Consider the following 15,074-nt stretch of genomic DNA (forward strand, 5'->3'; position numbering starts at 1 on the left):
TGGCTGACGATTTCCATTACCCGTCATCGGGATCGCGTGCTATGGTATGAATTCACAAAAAGCGTTGAGGAACAGCAAGATGATTATCCTGGTTACCGGAGCAACAGCAGGTTTTGGTGAAAGTATTACTCGCCGTTTTGTCGCTAACGGTCACAAAGTGATTGCCACCGGGCGTCGCGAAGAGCGCCTGAAAACGCTGAAGGATGAGCTGGGTGAGAACCTTTATACCGCACAGCTGGACGTGCGTAATCGCGCGGCTATCGAAGAGATGATTTCCGGACTCCCCACGGAGTGGCAAGCGATCGATATTCTGGTCAATAATGCCGGGCTGGCGCTGGGTCTTGAACCTGCGCACAAAGCCAGCTTAGAAGACTGGGAAGATATGATCGATACCAATAATAAAGGACTGGTTTATATGACTCGCGCCGTCCTGCCGGGTATGGTTGAACGTAATCGCGGCCATATTATCAACATCGGTTCAGTCGCTGGTGCCTGGCCTTATGCTGGCGGTAACGTCTACGGTGCGACCAAAGCTTTTGTGCGCCAGTTTAGCCTGAATCTGCGCACCGACCTTCATGGTACCGCCGTTCGCGTGACCGATATCGAACCGGGCCTGGTTGGCGGAACCGAATTCTCTAACGTGCGCTTTAAGGGCGATGACGCGAAAGCAGATAAAGCCTACGAGAACACCCAGGCGCTGACGCCGGAAGATGTGACCGAAGCAGTCTGGTGGGTGGCAACCCTGCCGAAACACGTCAACATCAACACGCTGGAAATGATGCCAGTTAGCCAAAGTTTTGCCGGGTTGAACGTTCACCGCCAGGGCTAAGCTCTATGCGTTGCCCGGCCCCAGTTGGCCGGGTATGGGCTGGAAAGCAAAAAACGCGTAAAATAGCGCAAATATCTCATAAAAAAGTAATTATCAATGGCCGCAGAATCCCAACTGAATCCGACACAGCCCGTTAATCAGCAAATTTACCGTATCCTTCGTCGGGATATCGTCCACTGCCTGATCCCGCCAGGCACCCCGCTATCGGAGAAAGAAGTTTCCGTGCGCTTTGACGTTTCTCGTCAGCCGGTGCGTGAAGCCTTTATCAAGCTGGCGGAAAACGGTCTGATTCAAATTCGTCCACAGCGCGGCAGCTTTGTGAACAAAATCTCCCTCTTACAAGTGCGTAATGGCTGTTTTGTCCGCCAGGCCATTGAGTGTGCTGTTGTCCGTCGTGCTGCTGAAATGGTCAATGACGAACAGCTTTATCAGCTCGAACAAAACCTTAACCAGCAGCGTATTGCGGTGGAACATCAGCAATTAAACGATTTTTTTCAGCTGGATGATGAATTTCACCAGAAGATATCTGCGATTGCCGACTGCCAGCTGGCCTGGGATACTGTTGAAAATATCAAGGCTACGATTGATCGGGTGCGCTATATGAGTCTCGATCACGTCACCCCGCCTGACATGATGCTGCGTCAGCATTATGATATTTTTCAGCCCCTGACGGTTCGCGATCTGGATGCCGTCGAGAAGGCAATGCGTTTGCACCTGCAGGAAATTAGCGAATCGGTATTGCTCGTCCGCCAGGAGAATAGCGACTGGTTTAGCGAAGAGTAGAATGAGCAGCGGCAGAATTTCACCTCTGCCGCTATGGGTTATTATCTGACAACCAGCACCGGTATTTTGGCGTGACGTAAAACCGACTCAGCGTTAGAACCTAAAAGATGAGTCGATATACCCGGTTTGCGGGAGCCAATCACAATAACGTCAAAATCCTCGTTGTTGCTAATGGCTAAGATTTCATCACGCACGTTGCCAAATACGACCCGGGAGTGGATCCTGTCAGTAGGAATCGAGAACAGACGGGATATCGTCTTCATTTTTTTCTCTGACTCTTCGCGCATATAGGCTTCAAACTTACGTATATCGGCAGCAAAACCTCGCAGAATCGAACTACTGCTGTTTGGCAGGACGCTCAGTAACGTAATTTCCCCCTCATCCGCTGACGCTAAAAACTCGGCATGACGAACGGCTTTATCGCTTAAATCCATTTCAAAAACGTCTACTGGTAACAAAATTTTTTTGTACATAGACCGTTCTCCTTTTTCTTAACAAACTTAATGAGTTAGCTCATCATGCCATATTTACTTCAGCAGGAGAATGATTAATCACCCAAATAAATATTTAATCCATTAAAATAAATATCAATTATTTATATTTAGCTATTGTTAGATAAAGTTATGTATATTCTGCGATCTGGATCAATATTTCTTTAGCCCAAACGATAAACGGGCAGTTCCGAAAACTGCCCGATTTCTCCGACGTAACATCTTAGAATCGGAAGTAATTCACCGCATTTTCGTGGCAAATATTGCTCACCATCTGGGATAAAATGTCGCGATCGTCAGGTACCTCACCTCGGACTACCCACTCGCCAATAAGGTTACATAGAATTCGACGAAAATAGTCGTGGCGGGGGTAAGAAACAAAGCTGCGGGAATCAGTTAACATACCGACAAAGTTCATCAACAGGCCCTGATCGGCCAGGGTATTAAGCTGATTTTCCATACCACGACGAGTATCGTTAAACCACCACCCGGAGCCAAGCTGCAAAGGTGATTTTACCCCTTGATCGGCAGACTGAAAGTTGGCAATCGTCGAGGCGACAATATCGTTATAACTCGCGTTTAGATTATAAAAAATGGTTTTTGGCAGCACGTTATGCTGAGCCAAAGCATCAAGGAATTGGTTCAAATTTTCGGCAAGCATTGGCTGGTCCGCAATTGAATCAAAGCCTACGTTGGCGCCCAGCCTGTCAAACATCGCGGTATTATTATTACGAATAGCGCCAAAGTGAATTTGCATTGCCCAGTCACGCTGTTTGTAATGCCCGGCCAAAAGGAGATAAATGGCGCTATTTAAACTCACCTGCTCTTCGCTGGTTAAATGTCGCCCCTTACGCTTTGCCTGAAAAATGGACTCAACCTCAGAGGTCGCGGCGTGTTTCCAGGAAATAACCTGCGGACCATGATCGGAAATACGACACCCCATCTGATGGAAGTGGTCAATCCGCTGCTGAATGGCTTTATCAAAATCCTGCATGGTTTCGATGGACAGCCCGCTGATGAGTGAGAGCTTATCCATAAATAAACTGAAAGCATGAGCATTGGTTTCAAAAAGTTCGTCAGGACGAAACGTTGGCAAGACTTTGACGTCAAAGTCGGGGTCATCCATTAATAATTTATGATAGTGTAAGGAATCAAACAGTGAATCCGTGGTGCAAATAATTTCAACGTTTGACCGTTTAATTAGCTCTCGGGGCAGAAATGCTTTTTGGTCAATCAACGCGTTGCAGTGCGCCATAACCTTCTGCCAGTTTTGACTTGTCAATGTTTCTTCGTAATCAAAGTACGCCTGTAATTCAAGATGGGTCCAGTGATACAACGGATTTCCAAAGCATGACTCAACTGTCGATGCCCAGGCATGAAACTTTTCATCCGCTGAAGAATCTCCGGTAATGAATCGTTCATCAATACCATTGGCGCGCATCGCGCGCCATTTATAGTGGTCACCAGCCAGCCAAATGTCACTGATATGAGAAAATGACTTATTTTCATAGATATCCCTGGCATCAAGGTGACAATGGTAATCAATAATTGGCAATGATTTTGCCACATCATTATATAATCTTATACCTGGTTCATTATTAATCATAAAAGATGCGTTTACTAATGCCATACATAGCCTCAAAAAATATAAACAAACAAGACCGTAAATTAATATCTAACTTACGGTCTTAACCTGGCTTATGCGATAATAATAATATCGCTATTTAGCGCGAATTTACATCAAGGTCTGCGGTAAGAACAAGGTAATTGATGGGAATATCACCAACATCGCAATGAATATACAGAACGCGATTAGGTAGGGTATGGAAGCCCTAACGAACGCCACGGTACTGCAATTGAGGATCCCACACACGGTATACATACAGATACCGACTGGAGGAGTGTTAGCACCCAATAGCGTAAGGACCACAAAGATCAGCCCAAAATGTATCGGATCAAAACCTGCTTCAATGGCAATAGGTAATAAAATCGGCGTCAGGAGAAGAATAATGACGCTACCGTCAAACAGCATCCCTGCCACTGTAATTAAGGCCAATAGCAACATTAAAATACCATACCGATTTTCCGTAATCTGGAGGATGCTCTCAGCCAACTGTTGCGGAATCTGATCGAGGATAGTGATATGACCCAGTATTGCTGCAGACATAATCAGCAGCATAACCACGCCAATATCGCTGATTGTTTCCTTTAACACTTCCCATAACGTGGCATTATCAAGGGCTTTATAAATATAGCGGCCGATAATAAAAGCATACAATACGATAAAGGCACCCGCTTCAGTGGTAGTAAAAATACCCAGACGAATGACGACGATTAAAACAACAGGAAACATCAGTGCCCAAAAACTATTTTTAAAACTCAGCCAAACATCCTTCCTGTTCGGCAGCGAATCCATTTCGGGCTTGATCTTCATGCGCCTGGCGAGGATATAGTTCGTCACCATAATAATAATGGTTAACAGTAGCCCAGGAAAAATCCCGGCAATAAACAGCTTCCCGATTGAAACGTTGCCGACAAAACCATAAAGGATCAAGAGAATGCTTGGCGGGATAGTCGCCGTAATCAGCGAGCTAAAGGCAATCACTACGGCGCTGAACGCTTTAGGATAACCGCGAGCAACCATCGGCAAGCCCAGAACGCGAGCCTGCATAGCAGCATCCGCGGTTGCAGAACCCGATACGCCGCCCAACAAACACGCTAAAAGTACGTTAATCTGCGCAAGGCCGCCTACCATCCACCCGGATATTACTTTGGCAAAGTCTAACAGACGATGCGTAACACCAGACTTATTGAGTAAATTTCCCACCAGCAGGAATAGTGGCGTTGCCAGTATGGGAAAAGATTGCGTGGGGGCCGAGAATTTCTGAAATGCAATACCTACCGGAAGAAAGTCGGCCGTAAAAAAATAGCTCAGACTGGATATCGCAATAACCATTCCCACTGGCATTCCAATAATCAACAGTACGACGAACAGGGCTACGGTTAAGAGCATATCTCGACCTCATTCTTTTGCTGTTTTTCTTTACAACCACCGAATAAAAAACCCAGAGAGGTAAAAAGCATCAACGTACATCCTGTGGGTACTGCGCTGTTTAGCCAGGCGAGAGATAATTCAGTAACCGGCAGGACCTGAAGATGGGTAGTTATAACAAAATTAAAGCCATACCAGACGCCGCATAATAGAAAGCCAAGGATAAAAATTTCATTTATCCATAGGCATATCCGCTTTAATTTCTGTGGAAATAACATCACAATCGCGTCGATACCAATATGACGTCGGGTCTGGAAGGCATAATCAATAGCAAACATACTTATCCAGGCAAAAATCACCATGGCAATTTCTAGTGACCAAATCAAAGGGTGACCAATTGCCCGGCCCACGCCTCCGGCAAGAATAATGATGACAATTGCAACTAATCCAATACGTGCCAATACAAGTTCAAACTGGCGGAACAGTTTCATTTTAACCTCAGAGCTACAAATGGGGGCTGTCGCCCCCGATAAAATCAGTTAATTACGCTCTTTACCTGATCCAATGCAGATTCCAGCCCCAATTTTTTAGGCACATATGCGCAAGCATCAATAAAAGGCTGGACATCAACATCAGATATTGTCATGCCCTTACTCGCCATATCAGCAAGCATTTTATCGCCGACTGCAATCGTGTTTTCAGAAGCGCTATTACCGTTGCTCTGCGCTTCTTCTTTTAGAATTTGTTGCTGTTCAGGCGTTAATGTTGATAACCACTTTTCAGAAACAATAATGCCAGTCATTAGATGTATATGATTCGTTTTTGTAATATATTTTGTAATTTCATACAATTTAGAACCATACACCGCCGTGGGTTGCGCATCAGCAGCATCGACAACGCCGGTCTGAATTGATGAGTAGATTTCTGACCATGATAAAGGCGTTGGCGATCCCCCCATACATTTTATGGTTTCAATCGTTACTGGCGCCTCCAGTGCGCGAACCCTGACGCCAGACAAGTCCTCTGGTTTTTGTACTGGTTTTTGCGTGACCAGCATCCGCGCTCCCTGGTACCAATTAAAAGATAACGGCGTCAGACCTGAATTTTTTGCCATTTTTTCACTCCACTGAGTGAAGACAGGGCTATTAATAAAGGTTTTTAATTTCTCATAATCTTTAAAAATAAACGGTGCAGGAAGAATGGCCATCTCCGGGACAAACTGCGCTAATCTGGCACCATCAACAATAACGCCGACATTGCTTCCTGCCTGTGCGTGCTGGAGCAGTTCATTATCAGCGCCAAGCTGTCCGCTTGAAAATAGTTTTATCTTAATATCACCATTTGTTCGTGACTCTACGTTTTTCTTAAAGGTCTGCAACCCTTTATAGATAGGATCATCCGGGGATAATGATGTGCTAACGTTGAGTGATTCCGCACCACTACATACTCCCGCTACCAACAGCGGCAGAATACATACAGCTTTAGCCAACCACTTCCCTTTATTATTCAAATTATCCATTATTTCACCTTGTCCGATTAATTAGAGACCGTTCCATGTAGACTTATTTTCTTATCAGATAACCTCTCACCAGCCATTCGAGTTTAATCACCAGACCTACTACCATACAAGAGCGTGTGATAGAAAAGCCATTAAAGATCACATTTATAGATTGAAGTATTAACTGCTGCTATCTGCGATCGCTTTTAAATAAAAGAAGTGAATTGGTGTGGCGATGATATTCAGAAATTGAATATAATAAATTAATAAATTTGTTTTGAGGATGTTTAGAAGAAATGCCGCCGTAACCGGCGGCACTAAAGAAAGGATTTAATTAGCCAGGGCCCAGGCCGCAACGGTGGCTTTGGCACCTTGTTTCTGCAGTGACAGATAAGCCCGAGTCACCTCACTGACAAAACGAGGTTCCTCTATCAAACTCCGACCAAAAATTGCCTCAATAGCCATCAGAGCTTTCACACGGTCTTCACCATCTGCACTGTTTTGCACGGCATGTTGAATGATCGACAGTAACGGGTCCGAAATCTCAATCGCCTGTCCCTGGTCGTCAACACCGCTAACGTAGCGCATCCAGCCTGCGACACCCATTGCCAGCAAAGAAAAATCACTGCCATGAGATAAATGCCAGCGAACCGAATCCAGCATACGCTGCGGTAGCTTCTGGCTGCCGTCCATCGCTATCTGCCAGGTACGATGCTTCAGCGCCGGATTGCTATAGCGATCGATAAGTAATCCGGCATAACGCGCCAGATCAACGCCCTGCACTTTCAGCGTCGGAGCCTGTTCTTGCAGCATCAACGCATGTGCGGCGCGACGATAGTTATCGTCCTGCATACAGTCATTAATGTGCTGGTACCCGGCCAGATATCCCAGATAAGCGAGGAAAGAGTGGCTGCCGTTCAGCATACGCAGCTTCATCTCTTCAAACGGCAGGACATCAGAAACCAGCTCAGCGCCCGCTTTTTCCCACTCAGGGCGACCAGCAACAAAATTGTCCTCAATAACCCATTGACGGAAAGGCTCGCAGGCTACCCCAGCCGGATCGCGTACGCCGGTAAGCTGTTCAATTTTGTCCAACGTATCGGCCGTCACGGCCGGGACGATACGGTCAACCATCGTCGATGGGAATGTTACGTTGTGTACAATCCATTCTGCCAGCTCGGCATCGACTGCGCGGGCATACGCGCAAACCACATTGCGCATAACGTGACCGTTTTCCGGCATGTTGTCGCAGGACATGACGCTAAACGCCGCCAGCCCTGCGGCTTTGCGTCGAGCCAATGCTTCGACCACCACGCCTGGGGCGGATTTGGGCTGATGGGGGTTTTGTAAGTCAGCGACGATGAGCGGGTGATCCAGCTGCAGCTCTCCGCTGGCCGGAGAATGGCAGTAGCCTTTTTCGGTAATCGTTAATGAAACAATTGCGACCTGAGGCTCGCACATTTTCGCCAACACGCTTTCCAGGCCATCAACCTGAGCGTGCATCGCCTGTTTTACCACGCCAACGACGCGAGCGGTCCAGGCATCCGCCGACATCTTGGCAACGGTATAAAGTAAATCCTGCTGCTGTAAATCGGCAATCTGCTGCTCGCCACCGATCAGGTTCACTTCCGTGTAACCCCAATCGCTACCGTGCTCTGTCGCCAGAATATCAGCATATACGGCCTGGTGAGCGCGATGAAATGCGCCAAAACCCAGATGGACGATGCGCGGAACCAGACGGTTGCGATCGTAAGACGGCAACGTGGCGTTAGCTGTTAAAAGCATGTTTTCCATGGTGACTCTCATATTTATGATTTCAGGATTTCAATTCTCAGTGAGAATGTTTCTGTGATATAAACCATCTCATGCAACTGGTATAACATCTTTGACTTTTATCAACTGCCATACAAGAAGATACAGGTTGCTATAATTTCGATACATCAGTTATGAAGGGATAGAAAATGCCGGGCTTAAAGCCCGGCTGGTTTTAATTTACAGCTACCATCATTACGTGCGGACTCTATGGAATATCAAATATACTGCCCGGTGCGGACTGTTTTGTTCTGCGCTGCATCGTCATCAGCGGCATCATTAAGCAAGCTAAGGTCACGGTCACGAACTTCCGGCATAAGAATGGCGGAAATTAAACCGATGATTGAATAGCAAATCAGCATAACGACAATTGGCATCCATGAGCCGGTCATATTACAGAAAATACCTGCCAGAACGGGACCAAACCCTACCGCGACTAAACCACCCGCCTCTTTCGAAATTGCCATGCGGGTAAAGCGGTTGCGGGAACCAAACATTTCCGCCATGGTGATATTTTCCAGCGCAAACAGCCCTAACACCGCAACGTTATGAATCACGATTAGTGATGCCATAATAGTGCTCGCGCTATAGCTCTTATCAACAATTATCGACAGCATCGGATAAGCCAGAATAATGGCCGAAATATTGATAATAATATAAGGTACGCGACGTCCTACTTTATCTGACAGCCATCCAAGGAATGGAATGGTGATAAAGCCAATAACGGAACTGATCATTAGCGCATCAGTCGGAATACCTTTATCAAACAATAAGGTTTGAACCAGATAACCCGCAAGGAAAGTTTGTAGTAAACCAGAGTTCCCGGCCTGCCCGAAGCGTAGCCCTGTCGCCAGCCAGAAGGACTTGCTTTTCAGCATTGAGCTGACAGTACCTTCCTGGGTCGCCATCTCTTCCTGCAAGGAGCTGTCTTCGCTAACCTTTTCAAACACTGGGCTCTCTTTCAGGTTGAGACGCAGCCAGATGGCAAAAATCATGACGACAACGCTGGCAAGGAACGGAATACGCCATCCCCAGGCAACGAGCTGTTCGCGATCCAGCACAAAGAACATAAATGCCCAGATAGCCGTGGCGCTCAAGGTACCGCAGTTGGTTCCCATTGCAACCAGCGAAGAGATAATGCCGCGCTTACCTTTTGGCGCATATTCCGCCAGCATAGTCCCGGCACCGGATATCTCTGCACCCGCACCCAGCCCCTGAATAATACGTAAAGTAACCAGCAATACCGGAGCTAGAATACCGACCTGCGCGTAAGTTGGCAGAACACCAATAAGCGTGGTACAGATCCCCATCATCGTGATAGTAATAAACAGGACTTTTTTACGCCCAATACTGTCACCCATCTTACCAAAAATAAATGCACCGACGATTCGGGCTATATACCCAGCCCCGTATGTGCCCATTGCCAGAATGAGCGCCATGGCAGCCGACTGTTCCGGGAAAAATATCTCGTGAAAAACCAGCGCCGCGCCTAAGGAATAGAGCTGGAAATCCATAAATTCCAGCGCGGTACCTAACCAACCAGATACGGCTGCACGAATGAGGTCCGACGTTGATCTCTCATTTTTAACTGTAGTCATAATGATTATCTCTAATTGTAGGATATAGAGTCCGCACCTGTAATTATTGCCCGAAGGTTAATAAAACCTTGCAGCAACGCTTTCTGTCATTTTCAAAAAGTTCCAGCGCATCCACAACATCCTGATACGCAAACTCGTGGGTTATCAATTCCTCCGGATTAATTAACCCTTGTTCTAACCAGGCTATTACCACTGGAAACTTATTCGCATTAAGCCGCGAGGAAAAAATCGACAGTTCTTTTCCGGTAATTCCCTGCTGAACAACCTGCGACGGTTCCGTCGAGAACCCCATCAGCACAATTCTTGCCGCCGGTGAAGCCAGAGAAACGGCTTCTTGTAAAATCGAGGGATGGCAGGCCGCATCGATAATCAGCGTCGGCTGTATCCCCTTCGCTTTCAACGTGTCAGCTAGCGGTTCATCACTGTTGTTGATAACCCAATCCGCACCGTTGCGCTGAGCCATCTGCAAACGCTCGTCAATTCGGTCCACAACAATAACTTGCTTAACGCGATAAACCCGCTTTAACACCTGAATGGTGGTCAGCCCCATCGGCCCGGCACCGTAAACCAGCGCAATATCCTGGTCAGTCGGGTTTACGTGCCCAGTAACGTTAGCCGCGATGGTGAATGGCTCAATCATGACCGCATGTCGGTCAGATACGTTTTCTGGAACCAGCCAGGCATTTTTTGCTGGCACAACAGCGTATTCGCTAAAGCCACCGTCCCGATGCACCCCTAACACGACCAGTGAGGTACAAACATTAGGTTTACCCACCGAGCATGGGTAGCAGTGACCGCAGCTAATGACTGGATCGACGCTAACGCGTTGGCCAATGGCTTTGTCCGCCACGCCTTCGCCGACGGCATCAATCACGCCAAAAAACTCATGGCCGATCACGCGTGGATATTTAGCAAAGGGATTATGCCCACGGTAAATATGACTATCGGAACCGCATATACCAGCCAGCTTAACTTTAACCCGCACTTCTCCTGCTGCTGGTTGCACAAGCGGACGCTCTTCAATCACCAGCTCATTGGGCTGACGAATCACGATACTTTTCATTTTCTTCTCCTTACCAGTTCCACAACGTGCCGTCTTCCAGACGCGCTACCGGTAAATAGGCCGGTTCATAGGGATATTTCGCTGCCAGTTTTTCATCGAACTCAATGCCCAAGCCCGGTTTTTCACCCGGATGCATATAGCCGTTATCAAACGTCCAGCTATGCGGGAAGACTTCCAGCATTTGCTCGGAATAGCCCATATATTCCTGTACGCCAAAATTCGGCACCCACAGGTCAAAATGCAGCGCAGCAGCCATACACACCGGAGAAAGATCGGACGGTCCGTGTGAACCGGTGCGAACCTGATACAGCGAAGCAAAGTCAGCAATACGGCGCATCCCCGTAATCCCGCCTGCGTGAGTGATGGTCGTGCGGATATAGTCAATCAGTTGCTCTTCAATCAGCTGTTTGCAATCCCAAATACTGTTGAAAACCTCACCCACGGCAATCGGCGTGACGGTGTGCTGACGAATTAAGCGGAAGCACTCCTGGTTCTCTGCCGGAGTCGGATCTTCCATCCAGAACAGGCGGTAATCTTCAATGCTCTTGCCAAAACGCGCCGCTTCAATCGGCGTCAGGCGGTGATGCATGTCGTGCAGCAAGTGTTCGTTAAAACCGAATTTCTCACGTACGGCAGCAAAAAGCTGCGGTGTGAAATCGAGATATTTTTCAGTAGACCAGAGCTGTTCTTCAGGCCACTGCCCTTTCGTTGCCGGTTCGTAAGCCTGACCTTTACCTTTCGCCATACCATAGGTGGTTTTCATACCCGGTACGCCGCACTGCACGCGAATCGCTTTAAACCCCATCTCTTTATGGCGAGCGTAGTCTTCCAGCACTTCGTCAATTGAGTGGCCCGTGGTGTGACAGTAAACCATGACCCCTTCTCGTGATGCGCCACCGAGCAGTTGGTACAACGGCATCCCAGCCGCTTTAGCTTTAATGTCCCATAACGCCATATCGACGGCGGAAATAGCCGACATCGTCACCGGGCCGCGACGCCAGTAGGCTCCCTTGTAGAAAAACTGCCAGATATCCTCAATGCGGTGCGCATCACGGCCCACCAGCTGCGGGCAAACGTGATCCTGCAGGTACGATGCAACAGGCAGCTCGCGACCGTTTAGCGTGGCGTCACCTAAGCCGACAATACCGTCATCGGTGGTGATCTTGAGGGTAACGAAGTTACGTCCCGGACAGGTGACGAAAACTTCAGCGGCAACGATCTTCATCTCTCATTCCTTACTTCTATGCGGTTAGTGAATAAAATTAAAACATCAGACCTACTACCATACAAGTATAATGATCGAAAAAGCCGCGACAGATCACATTATCTCGGCAAGCTAAGAGGCGGAATGAGCAACGGAGGTTAGCGAAAATAAAAGGAACAAAAAGGATCCGGGATAGCTCGGTCTATCCCGATTAATAGAGGAGAAAGGAGAACTAAGATCGCCCCCAGCCAGCGGCAATAATCAGCATTCCGCATAGCGCAACCAGCGCCCCCAGCCAATCGTAATGGCTCAGTTTTACGCCATCAACGAAACGCAGCCACAACAGCGCAGTACACACATAAACCCCGCCGTAAGCAGCATATACCCGCCCACTGGCCTCCGGATGTAGCGTCAACAACCAGACAAAAAACACTAATGCCACTGCCGTTGGGATCAGCAACAATGGCGTTGCCCCGCGTTTTAACCATAGCCATGGTAAATAACAGCCAATGATTTCACACAGCGCGGTGGCAAAGAAAAGCAGTGTCGTTTTTAACATCGAAAGTATCGTGAGTTGAGAAAGCGTTAACCCATTCTACGCAATAATGGCCGTGGTTTACTCCGTTTTGTCGGGTATGCCGCCGAAAGGAGATGTAGTAAACTTAAACCATGGGATCACTTAAAGGAAATCGTGATGAATACAACACTGAACAAACGCTGGTGCCTGACCGCCCTGTTGGCGTTGAGCGCGATGGTCTTTACCGCGTCATCGTTTGCCAAAACCGACAAGCTGGTGATCGAGTCCGGCGATAGCGCCCAAAGCCGCCAGCAGGCCGCGATGGAAAAAGAGCAGTGGAACGACACCCGCACATTACGCCAGAAAGTCAATAAGCGCGCAGAAAAAGAGTGGGACAAAGCCGACGTGGCTTTCGATGCCCAGGACAACTGCCAGCAGAGCGCAAACGTCAACGCCTACTGGGAACCCAATACCCTGCGCTGTCTCGACCGCCGCACTGGTCGAGCTATTAATCCATAATGTATGGCGCCTGCGGGCGCCAGAATCGTTAAAACTCCGCAATAACTCACAGGTATTTCCATGACTGGCGCTTATCACGTCAAACTCCGCCCGCTCGAACGCGAAGACCTACGCTTTGTTCACCAGCTCGATAACAATGCCAGCGTTATGCGCTACTGGTTTGAAGAACCTTATGAAGCCTTTGTCGAGCTCTCCGACCTGTACGACAAACATATTCACGATCAGAGCGAACGCCGCTTTGTCATTGAATGCGACGGCGAAAAAGCCGGTCTGGTTGAGCTGGTGGAAATCAACCACGTCCACCGCCGCGCTGAGTTTCAGATAATTATCTCCCCGGATTATCAGGGAAAAGGTCTGGCAACCCGCGCCGCTAAGCTCGCTATGGACTACGGCTTTATGGTGCTCAACCTCTATAAGCTGTACCTTATTGTTGATAAAGAGAATGAAAAAGCGATCCACATCTACCGCAAGCTCGGTTTTATGGTGGAAGGCGAGTTGATCCATGAATTCTTTATTAACGGCGAATACCGAAACACCATCCGCATGTGCCTGTTTCAGCATCAGTATCTGGCCGAGCATAAAACGCCGGGCCAGACGCTGCTTAAGCCAACGGCTCAGTAATAATCAATGGTGCTTTTGATGGTGTAGTGGCGCGTTAGCGATGGCTGCACGCTGTCGTCGACAACCTGAAGCTCGCAACTGACCGGGTTGTCGTGGTTGTCGTAATCGCAGGTCTGGCTTACGTTGCCCAGCGTACGGTCGTTGAAGATGCTTACGGCGGTATAGTCCATTTTCTTACGCGGATCGGATGACGGCGTTGAGCTGACCGTAAAGCGTTCATCTTTCGCGACCGTCGTTTTGCCTAACGGATAGCCTTCGCTATCGTAGCGGTATGTGGCGGTGCTCTCTTTGCCGCGAGCGGTGACAACAAATCCGTTATCATCGGTTTCCCACGACACGCCTGCCGACGGCATTTCCGCCAGTTGACATTTGCCCTGCAAACGCAGGCGTTTCTCGTGGCTTTGCGCATCCAGATAGTAGTTGGCATCCAGCACCAGGGCCGCACCGGTTTTATTCTCCCGATCCTCAAACGCCAGCAGGTCGAAACAGCCTTCACTGGATAACTGCCCTTTGACCCACTTCACCACTTCATCATGTTCATCATACAGCGTCTGGCTAAACGCCTTCACCGGCCCACGCAGCGGGTCAAACTCAAATTCGTTAGAAAAACTCGCCATTTCCGGCGTAAAGGCCTGCGGCACTGCTTTTTCATCACAAGCGCTCAGGAACCATACTGCCGATATCAGCAAAAACCATTTTTTCACGCGCGATTCCTTTTGTGCATAGTGCAATCATATTAGCAAATACAATTGTTTACACCACTTCTGCTATGCTTAAATCTGGATAACGTCAATAAGGAGTTTATGATGAAACGAGCACCCTGGCTATGTGCCGCTCTGCTGTTGGGTTCGGCGTCCGCTTTGGCCGCACCAGACTCTTGCGAGCGAGTTAAAAACGATATTCAGCAAAAAATCATCAATAACGGCGTCCCCGAGTCGGGCTTTAGCCTGGCAATTGTGCCGAGCGATCAGCCCGATCAGCCGGGGGCGCAGGTCGTCGGCCACTGCGCCAATGACACCTTTAAAATTATCTATACTCGCGACAGCAACGCCCAGTAACCCCGCCCAGGTAATTGGAACGGTCTTATCCCTCGGTTGACCGGGGATAAGATCTTTCTAACCCCTTTTAAGTATTATTTCTCACTCTA

General features: G+C 48.3%; 16 protein-coding genes. 5 read left to right on the forward strand and 11 right to left on the reverse strand.

Annotated features, from left to right (window positions below; genetic code table 11):
- The first annotated feature begins 79 nt into the window (after positions 1-79).
- Together ydfG and FN082_RS20300 are read left to right on the forward strand one after the other, a co-directional pair.
- A complete protein-coding gene (ydfG, locus tag FN082_RS20295) occupies positions 80-829 on the forward strand; it encodes a bifunctional NADP-dependent 3-hydroxy acid dehydrogenase/3-hydroxypropionate dehydrogenase YdfG (protein ID WP_139539967.1) in 750 nt (249 codons plus the stop codon).
- A gap of 96 nt (positions 830-925) precedes the next feature.
- Positions 926-1,612, forward strand: a complete 687-nt coding sequence (locus FN082_RS20300) for a GntR family transcriptional regulator (protein WP_139539968.1) — start codon at positions 926-928, stop codon at positions 1,610-1,612.
- 41 nt (positions 1,613-1,653) lie between these two features.
- Here FN082_RS20300 and FN082_RS20305 read toward each other — a convergent pair whose 3' ends face one another.
- The 10 genes from FN082_RS20305 to FN082_RS20350 form a co-directional block, all read right to left on the reverse strand.
- Positions 1,654-2,085 carry a universal stress protein gene (locus FN082_RS20305; protein ID WP_139539969.1) on the reverse strand — a complete coding sequence of 144 codons (432 nt, stop codon included), beginning with the start codon at positions 2,083-2,085 and terminating at the stop codon, positions 1,654-1,656.
- A gap of 241 nt (positions 2,086-2,326) precedes the next feature.
- Positions 2,327-3,733 (reverse strand): glucuronate isomerase, encoded by a 1,407-nt coding sequence (gene uxaC, locus FN082_RS20310; RefSeq protein ID WP_142982249.1) that lies wholly within the window; start codon positions 3,731-3,733, stop codon positions 2,327-2,329.
- 105 nt (positions 3,734-3,838) lie between these two features.
- Complete coding sequence (locus FN082_RS20315) at positions 3,839-5,116, reverse strand: TRAP transporter large permease (protein WP_139539971.1); 1,278 nt, start codon at positions 5,114-5,116, stop codon at positions 3,839-3,841.
- A complete protein-coding gene (locus FN082_RS20320; protein ID WP_142982250.1) occupies positions 5,107-5,586 on the reverse strand; it encodes a TRAP transporter small permease in 480 nt (159 codons plus the stop codon). Before FN082_RS20320 ends, FN082_RS20315 begins: the two co-directional genes overlap by 10 nt.
- A gap of 44 nt (positions 5,587-5,630) precedes the next feature.
- Entirely contained in the window at positions 5,631-6,614 is a 984-nt protein-coding gene (locus FN082_RS20325) for a C4-dicarboxylate TRAP transporter substrate-binding protein (protein WP_142982251.1), read from the reverse strand.
- A gap of 309 nt (positions 6,615-6,923) precedes the next feature.
- Entirely contained in the window at positions 6,924-8,387 is a 1,464-nt protein-coding gene (locus FN082_RS20330) for a mannitol dehydrogenase family protein (protein WP_142982252.1), read from the reverse strand.
- Positions 8,388-8,623: 236 nt separating this feature from the next.
- The gene (locus FN082_RS20335; protein ID WP_139539975.1) at positions 8,624-10,003 is read right to left on the reverse strand and encodes an MFS transporter; all 1,380 of its coding nucleotides are present in this window, start codon (positions 10,001-10,003) and stop codon (positions 8,624-8,626) included.
- Between the two features lie 43 nt (positions 10,004-10,046).
- Entirely contained in the window at positions 10,047-11,066 is a 1,020-nt protein-coding gene (locus tag FN082_RS20340; protein ID WP_139539976.1) for a Zn-dependent oxidoreductase, read from the reverse strand.
- A gap of 10 nt (positions 11,067-11,076) precedes the next feature.
- Complete coding sequence (gene rspA, locus FN082_RS20345) at positions 11,077-12,291, reverse strand: starvation-sensing protein RspA (protein WP_139539977.1); 1,215 nt, start codon at positions 12,289-12,291, stop codon at positions 11,077-11,079.
- 211 nt (positions 12,292-12,502) lie between these two features.
- Positions 12,503-12,829, reverse strand: coding sequence for a YnfA family protein (locus tag FN082_RS20350; protein ID WP_142982253.1), 327 nt, complete (start codon positions 12,827-12,829; stop codon positions 12,503-12,505).
- Positions 12,830-12,964: 135 nt separating this feature from the next.
- Here FN082_RS20350 and FN082_RS20355 point away from each other — a divergent pair, with 135 nt between their 5' ends.
- Both FN082_RS20355 and speG read left to right on the forward strand, forming a co-directional pair.
- A complete protein-coding gene (locus FN082_RS20355) occupies positions 12,965-13,306 on the forward strand; it encodes a DUF1283 family protein (protein WP_139539979.1) in 342 nt (113 codons plus the stop codon).
- 60 nt (positions 13,307-13,366) lie between these two features.
- Positions 13,367-13,927 (forward strand): spermidine N1-acetyltransferase, encoded by a 561-nt coding sequence (gene speG / locus FN082_RS20360; protein ID WP_139539980.1) that lies wholly within the window; start codon positions 13,367-13,369, stop codon positions 13,925-13,927.
- Here the strand turns inward: speG and FN082_RS20365 are convergent.
- On the reverse strand, positions 13,921-14,631 hold the full coding sequence (locus FN082_RS20365; RefSeq protein ID WP_142982254.1) for a YnfC family lipoprotein: 711 nt from the start codon (positions 14,629-14,631) through the stop codon (positions 13,921-13,923). The genes speG and FN082_RS20365 overlap by 7 nt on opposite strands.
- 102 nt (positions 14,632-14,733) lie before the next feature.
- Here FN082_RS20365 and FN082_RS20370 point away from each other — a divergent pair, with 102 nt between their 5' ends.
- On the forward strand, positions 14,734-14,985 hold the full coding sequence (locus tag FN082_RS20370; RefSeq protein ID WP_139540114.1) for a DUF1161 domain-containing protein: 252 nt from the start codon (positions 14,734-14,736) through the stop codon (positions 14,983-14,985).
- The last annotated feature ends 89 nt before the right edge of the window (positions 14,986-15,074 follow it).

The organism is Klebsiella spallanzanii, assembly GCF_902158555.1.
Classification (GTDB): Bacteria; Pseudomonadota; Gammaproteobacteria; order Enterobacterales; family Enterobacteriaceae; genus Klebsiella; species Klebsiella spallanzanii.

What these genes read in the sequence shown, in the direction of transcription:
- ydfG (WP_139539967.1), top strand. Translation starts at nt 80, where the DNA reads ATGATTATCCTGGTTACCGGAGCAACAGCAGGTTTTGGTGAAAGTATT.
- FN082_RS20300 (WP_139539968.1), top strand. Translation starts at nt 926, where the DNA reads ATGGCCGCAGAATCCCAACTGAATCCGACACAGCCCGTTAATCAGCAA.
- FN082_RS20305 (WP_139539969.1), bottom strand. Translation starts at nt 2,085, where the DNA reads ATGTACAAAAAAATTTTGTTACCAGTAGACGTTTTTGAAATGGATTTA.
- uxaC (WP_142982249.1), bottom strand. Translation starts at nt 3,733, where the DNA reads ATGGCATTAGTAAACGCATCTTTTATGATTAATAATGAACCAGGTATA.
- FN082_RS20315 (WP_139539971.1), bottom strand. Translation starts at nt 5,116, where the DNA reads ATGCTCTTAACCGTAGCCCTGTTCGTCGTACTGTTGATTATTGGAATG.
- FN082_RS20320 (WP_142982250.1), bottom strand. Translation starts at nt 5,586, where the DNA reads ATGAAACTGTTCCGCCAGTTTGAACTTGTATTGGCACGTATTGGATTA.
- FN082_RS20325 (WP_142982251.1), bottom strand. Translation starts at nt 6,614, where the DNA reads ATGGATAATTTGAATAATAAAGGGAAGTGGTTGGCTAAAGCTGTATGT.
- FN082_RS20330 (WP_142982252.1), bottom strand. Translation starts at nt 8,387, where the DNA reads ATGGAAAACATGCTTTTAACAGCTAACGCCACGTTGCCGTCTTACGAT.
- FN082_RS20335 (WP_139539975.1), bottom strand. Translation starts at nt 10,003, where the DNA reads ATGACTACAGTTAAAAATGAGAGATCAACGTCGGACCTCATTCGTGCA.
- FN082_RS20340 (WP_139539976.1), bottom strand. Translation starts at nt 11,066, where the DNA reads ATGAAAAGTATCGTGATTCGTCAGCCCAATGAGCTGGTGATTGAAGAG.
- rspA (WP_139539977.1), bottom strand. Translation starts at nt 12,291, where the DNA reads ATGAAGATCGTTGCCGCTGAAGTTTTCGTCACCTGTCCGGGACGTAAC.
- FN082_RS20350 (WP_142982253.1), bottom strand. Translation starts at nt 12,829, where the DNA reads ATGTTAAAAACGACACTGCTTTTCTTTGCCACCGCGCTGTGTGAAATC.
- FN082_RS20355 (WP_139539979.1), top strand. Translation starts at nt 12,965, where the DNA reads ATGAATACAACACTGAACAAACGCTGGTGCCTGACCGCCCTGTTGGCG.
- speG (WP_139539980.1), top strand. Translation starts at nt 13,367, where the DNA reads ATGACTGGCGCTTATCACGTCAAACTCCGCCCGCTCGAACGCGAAGAC.
- FN082_RS20370 (WP_139540114.1), top strand. Translation starts at nt 14,734, where the DNA reads ATGAAACGAGCACCCTGGCTATGTGCCGCTCTGCTGTTGGGTTCGGCG.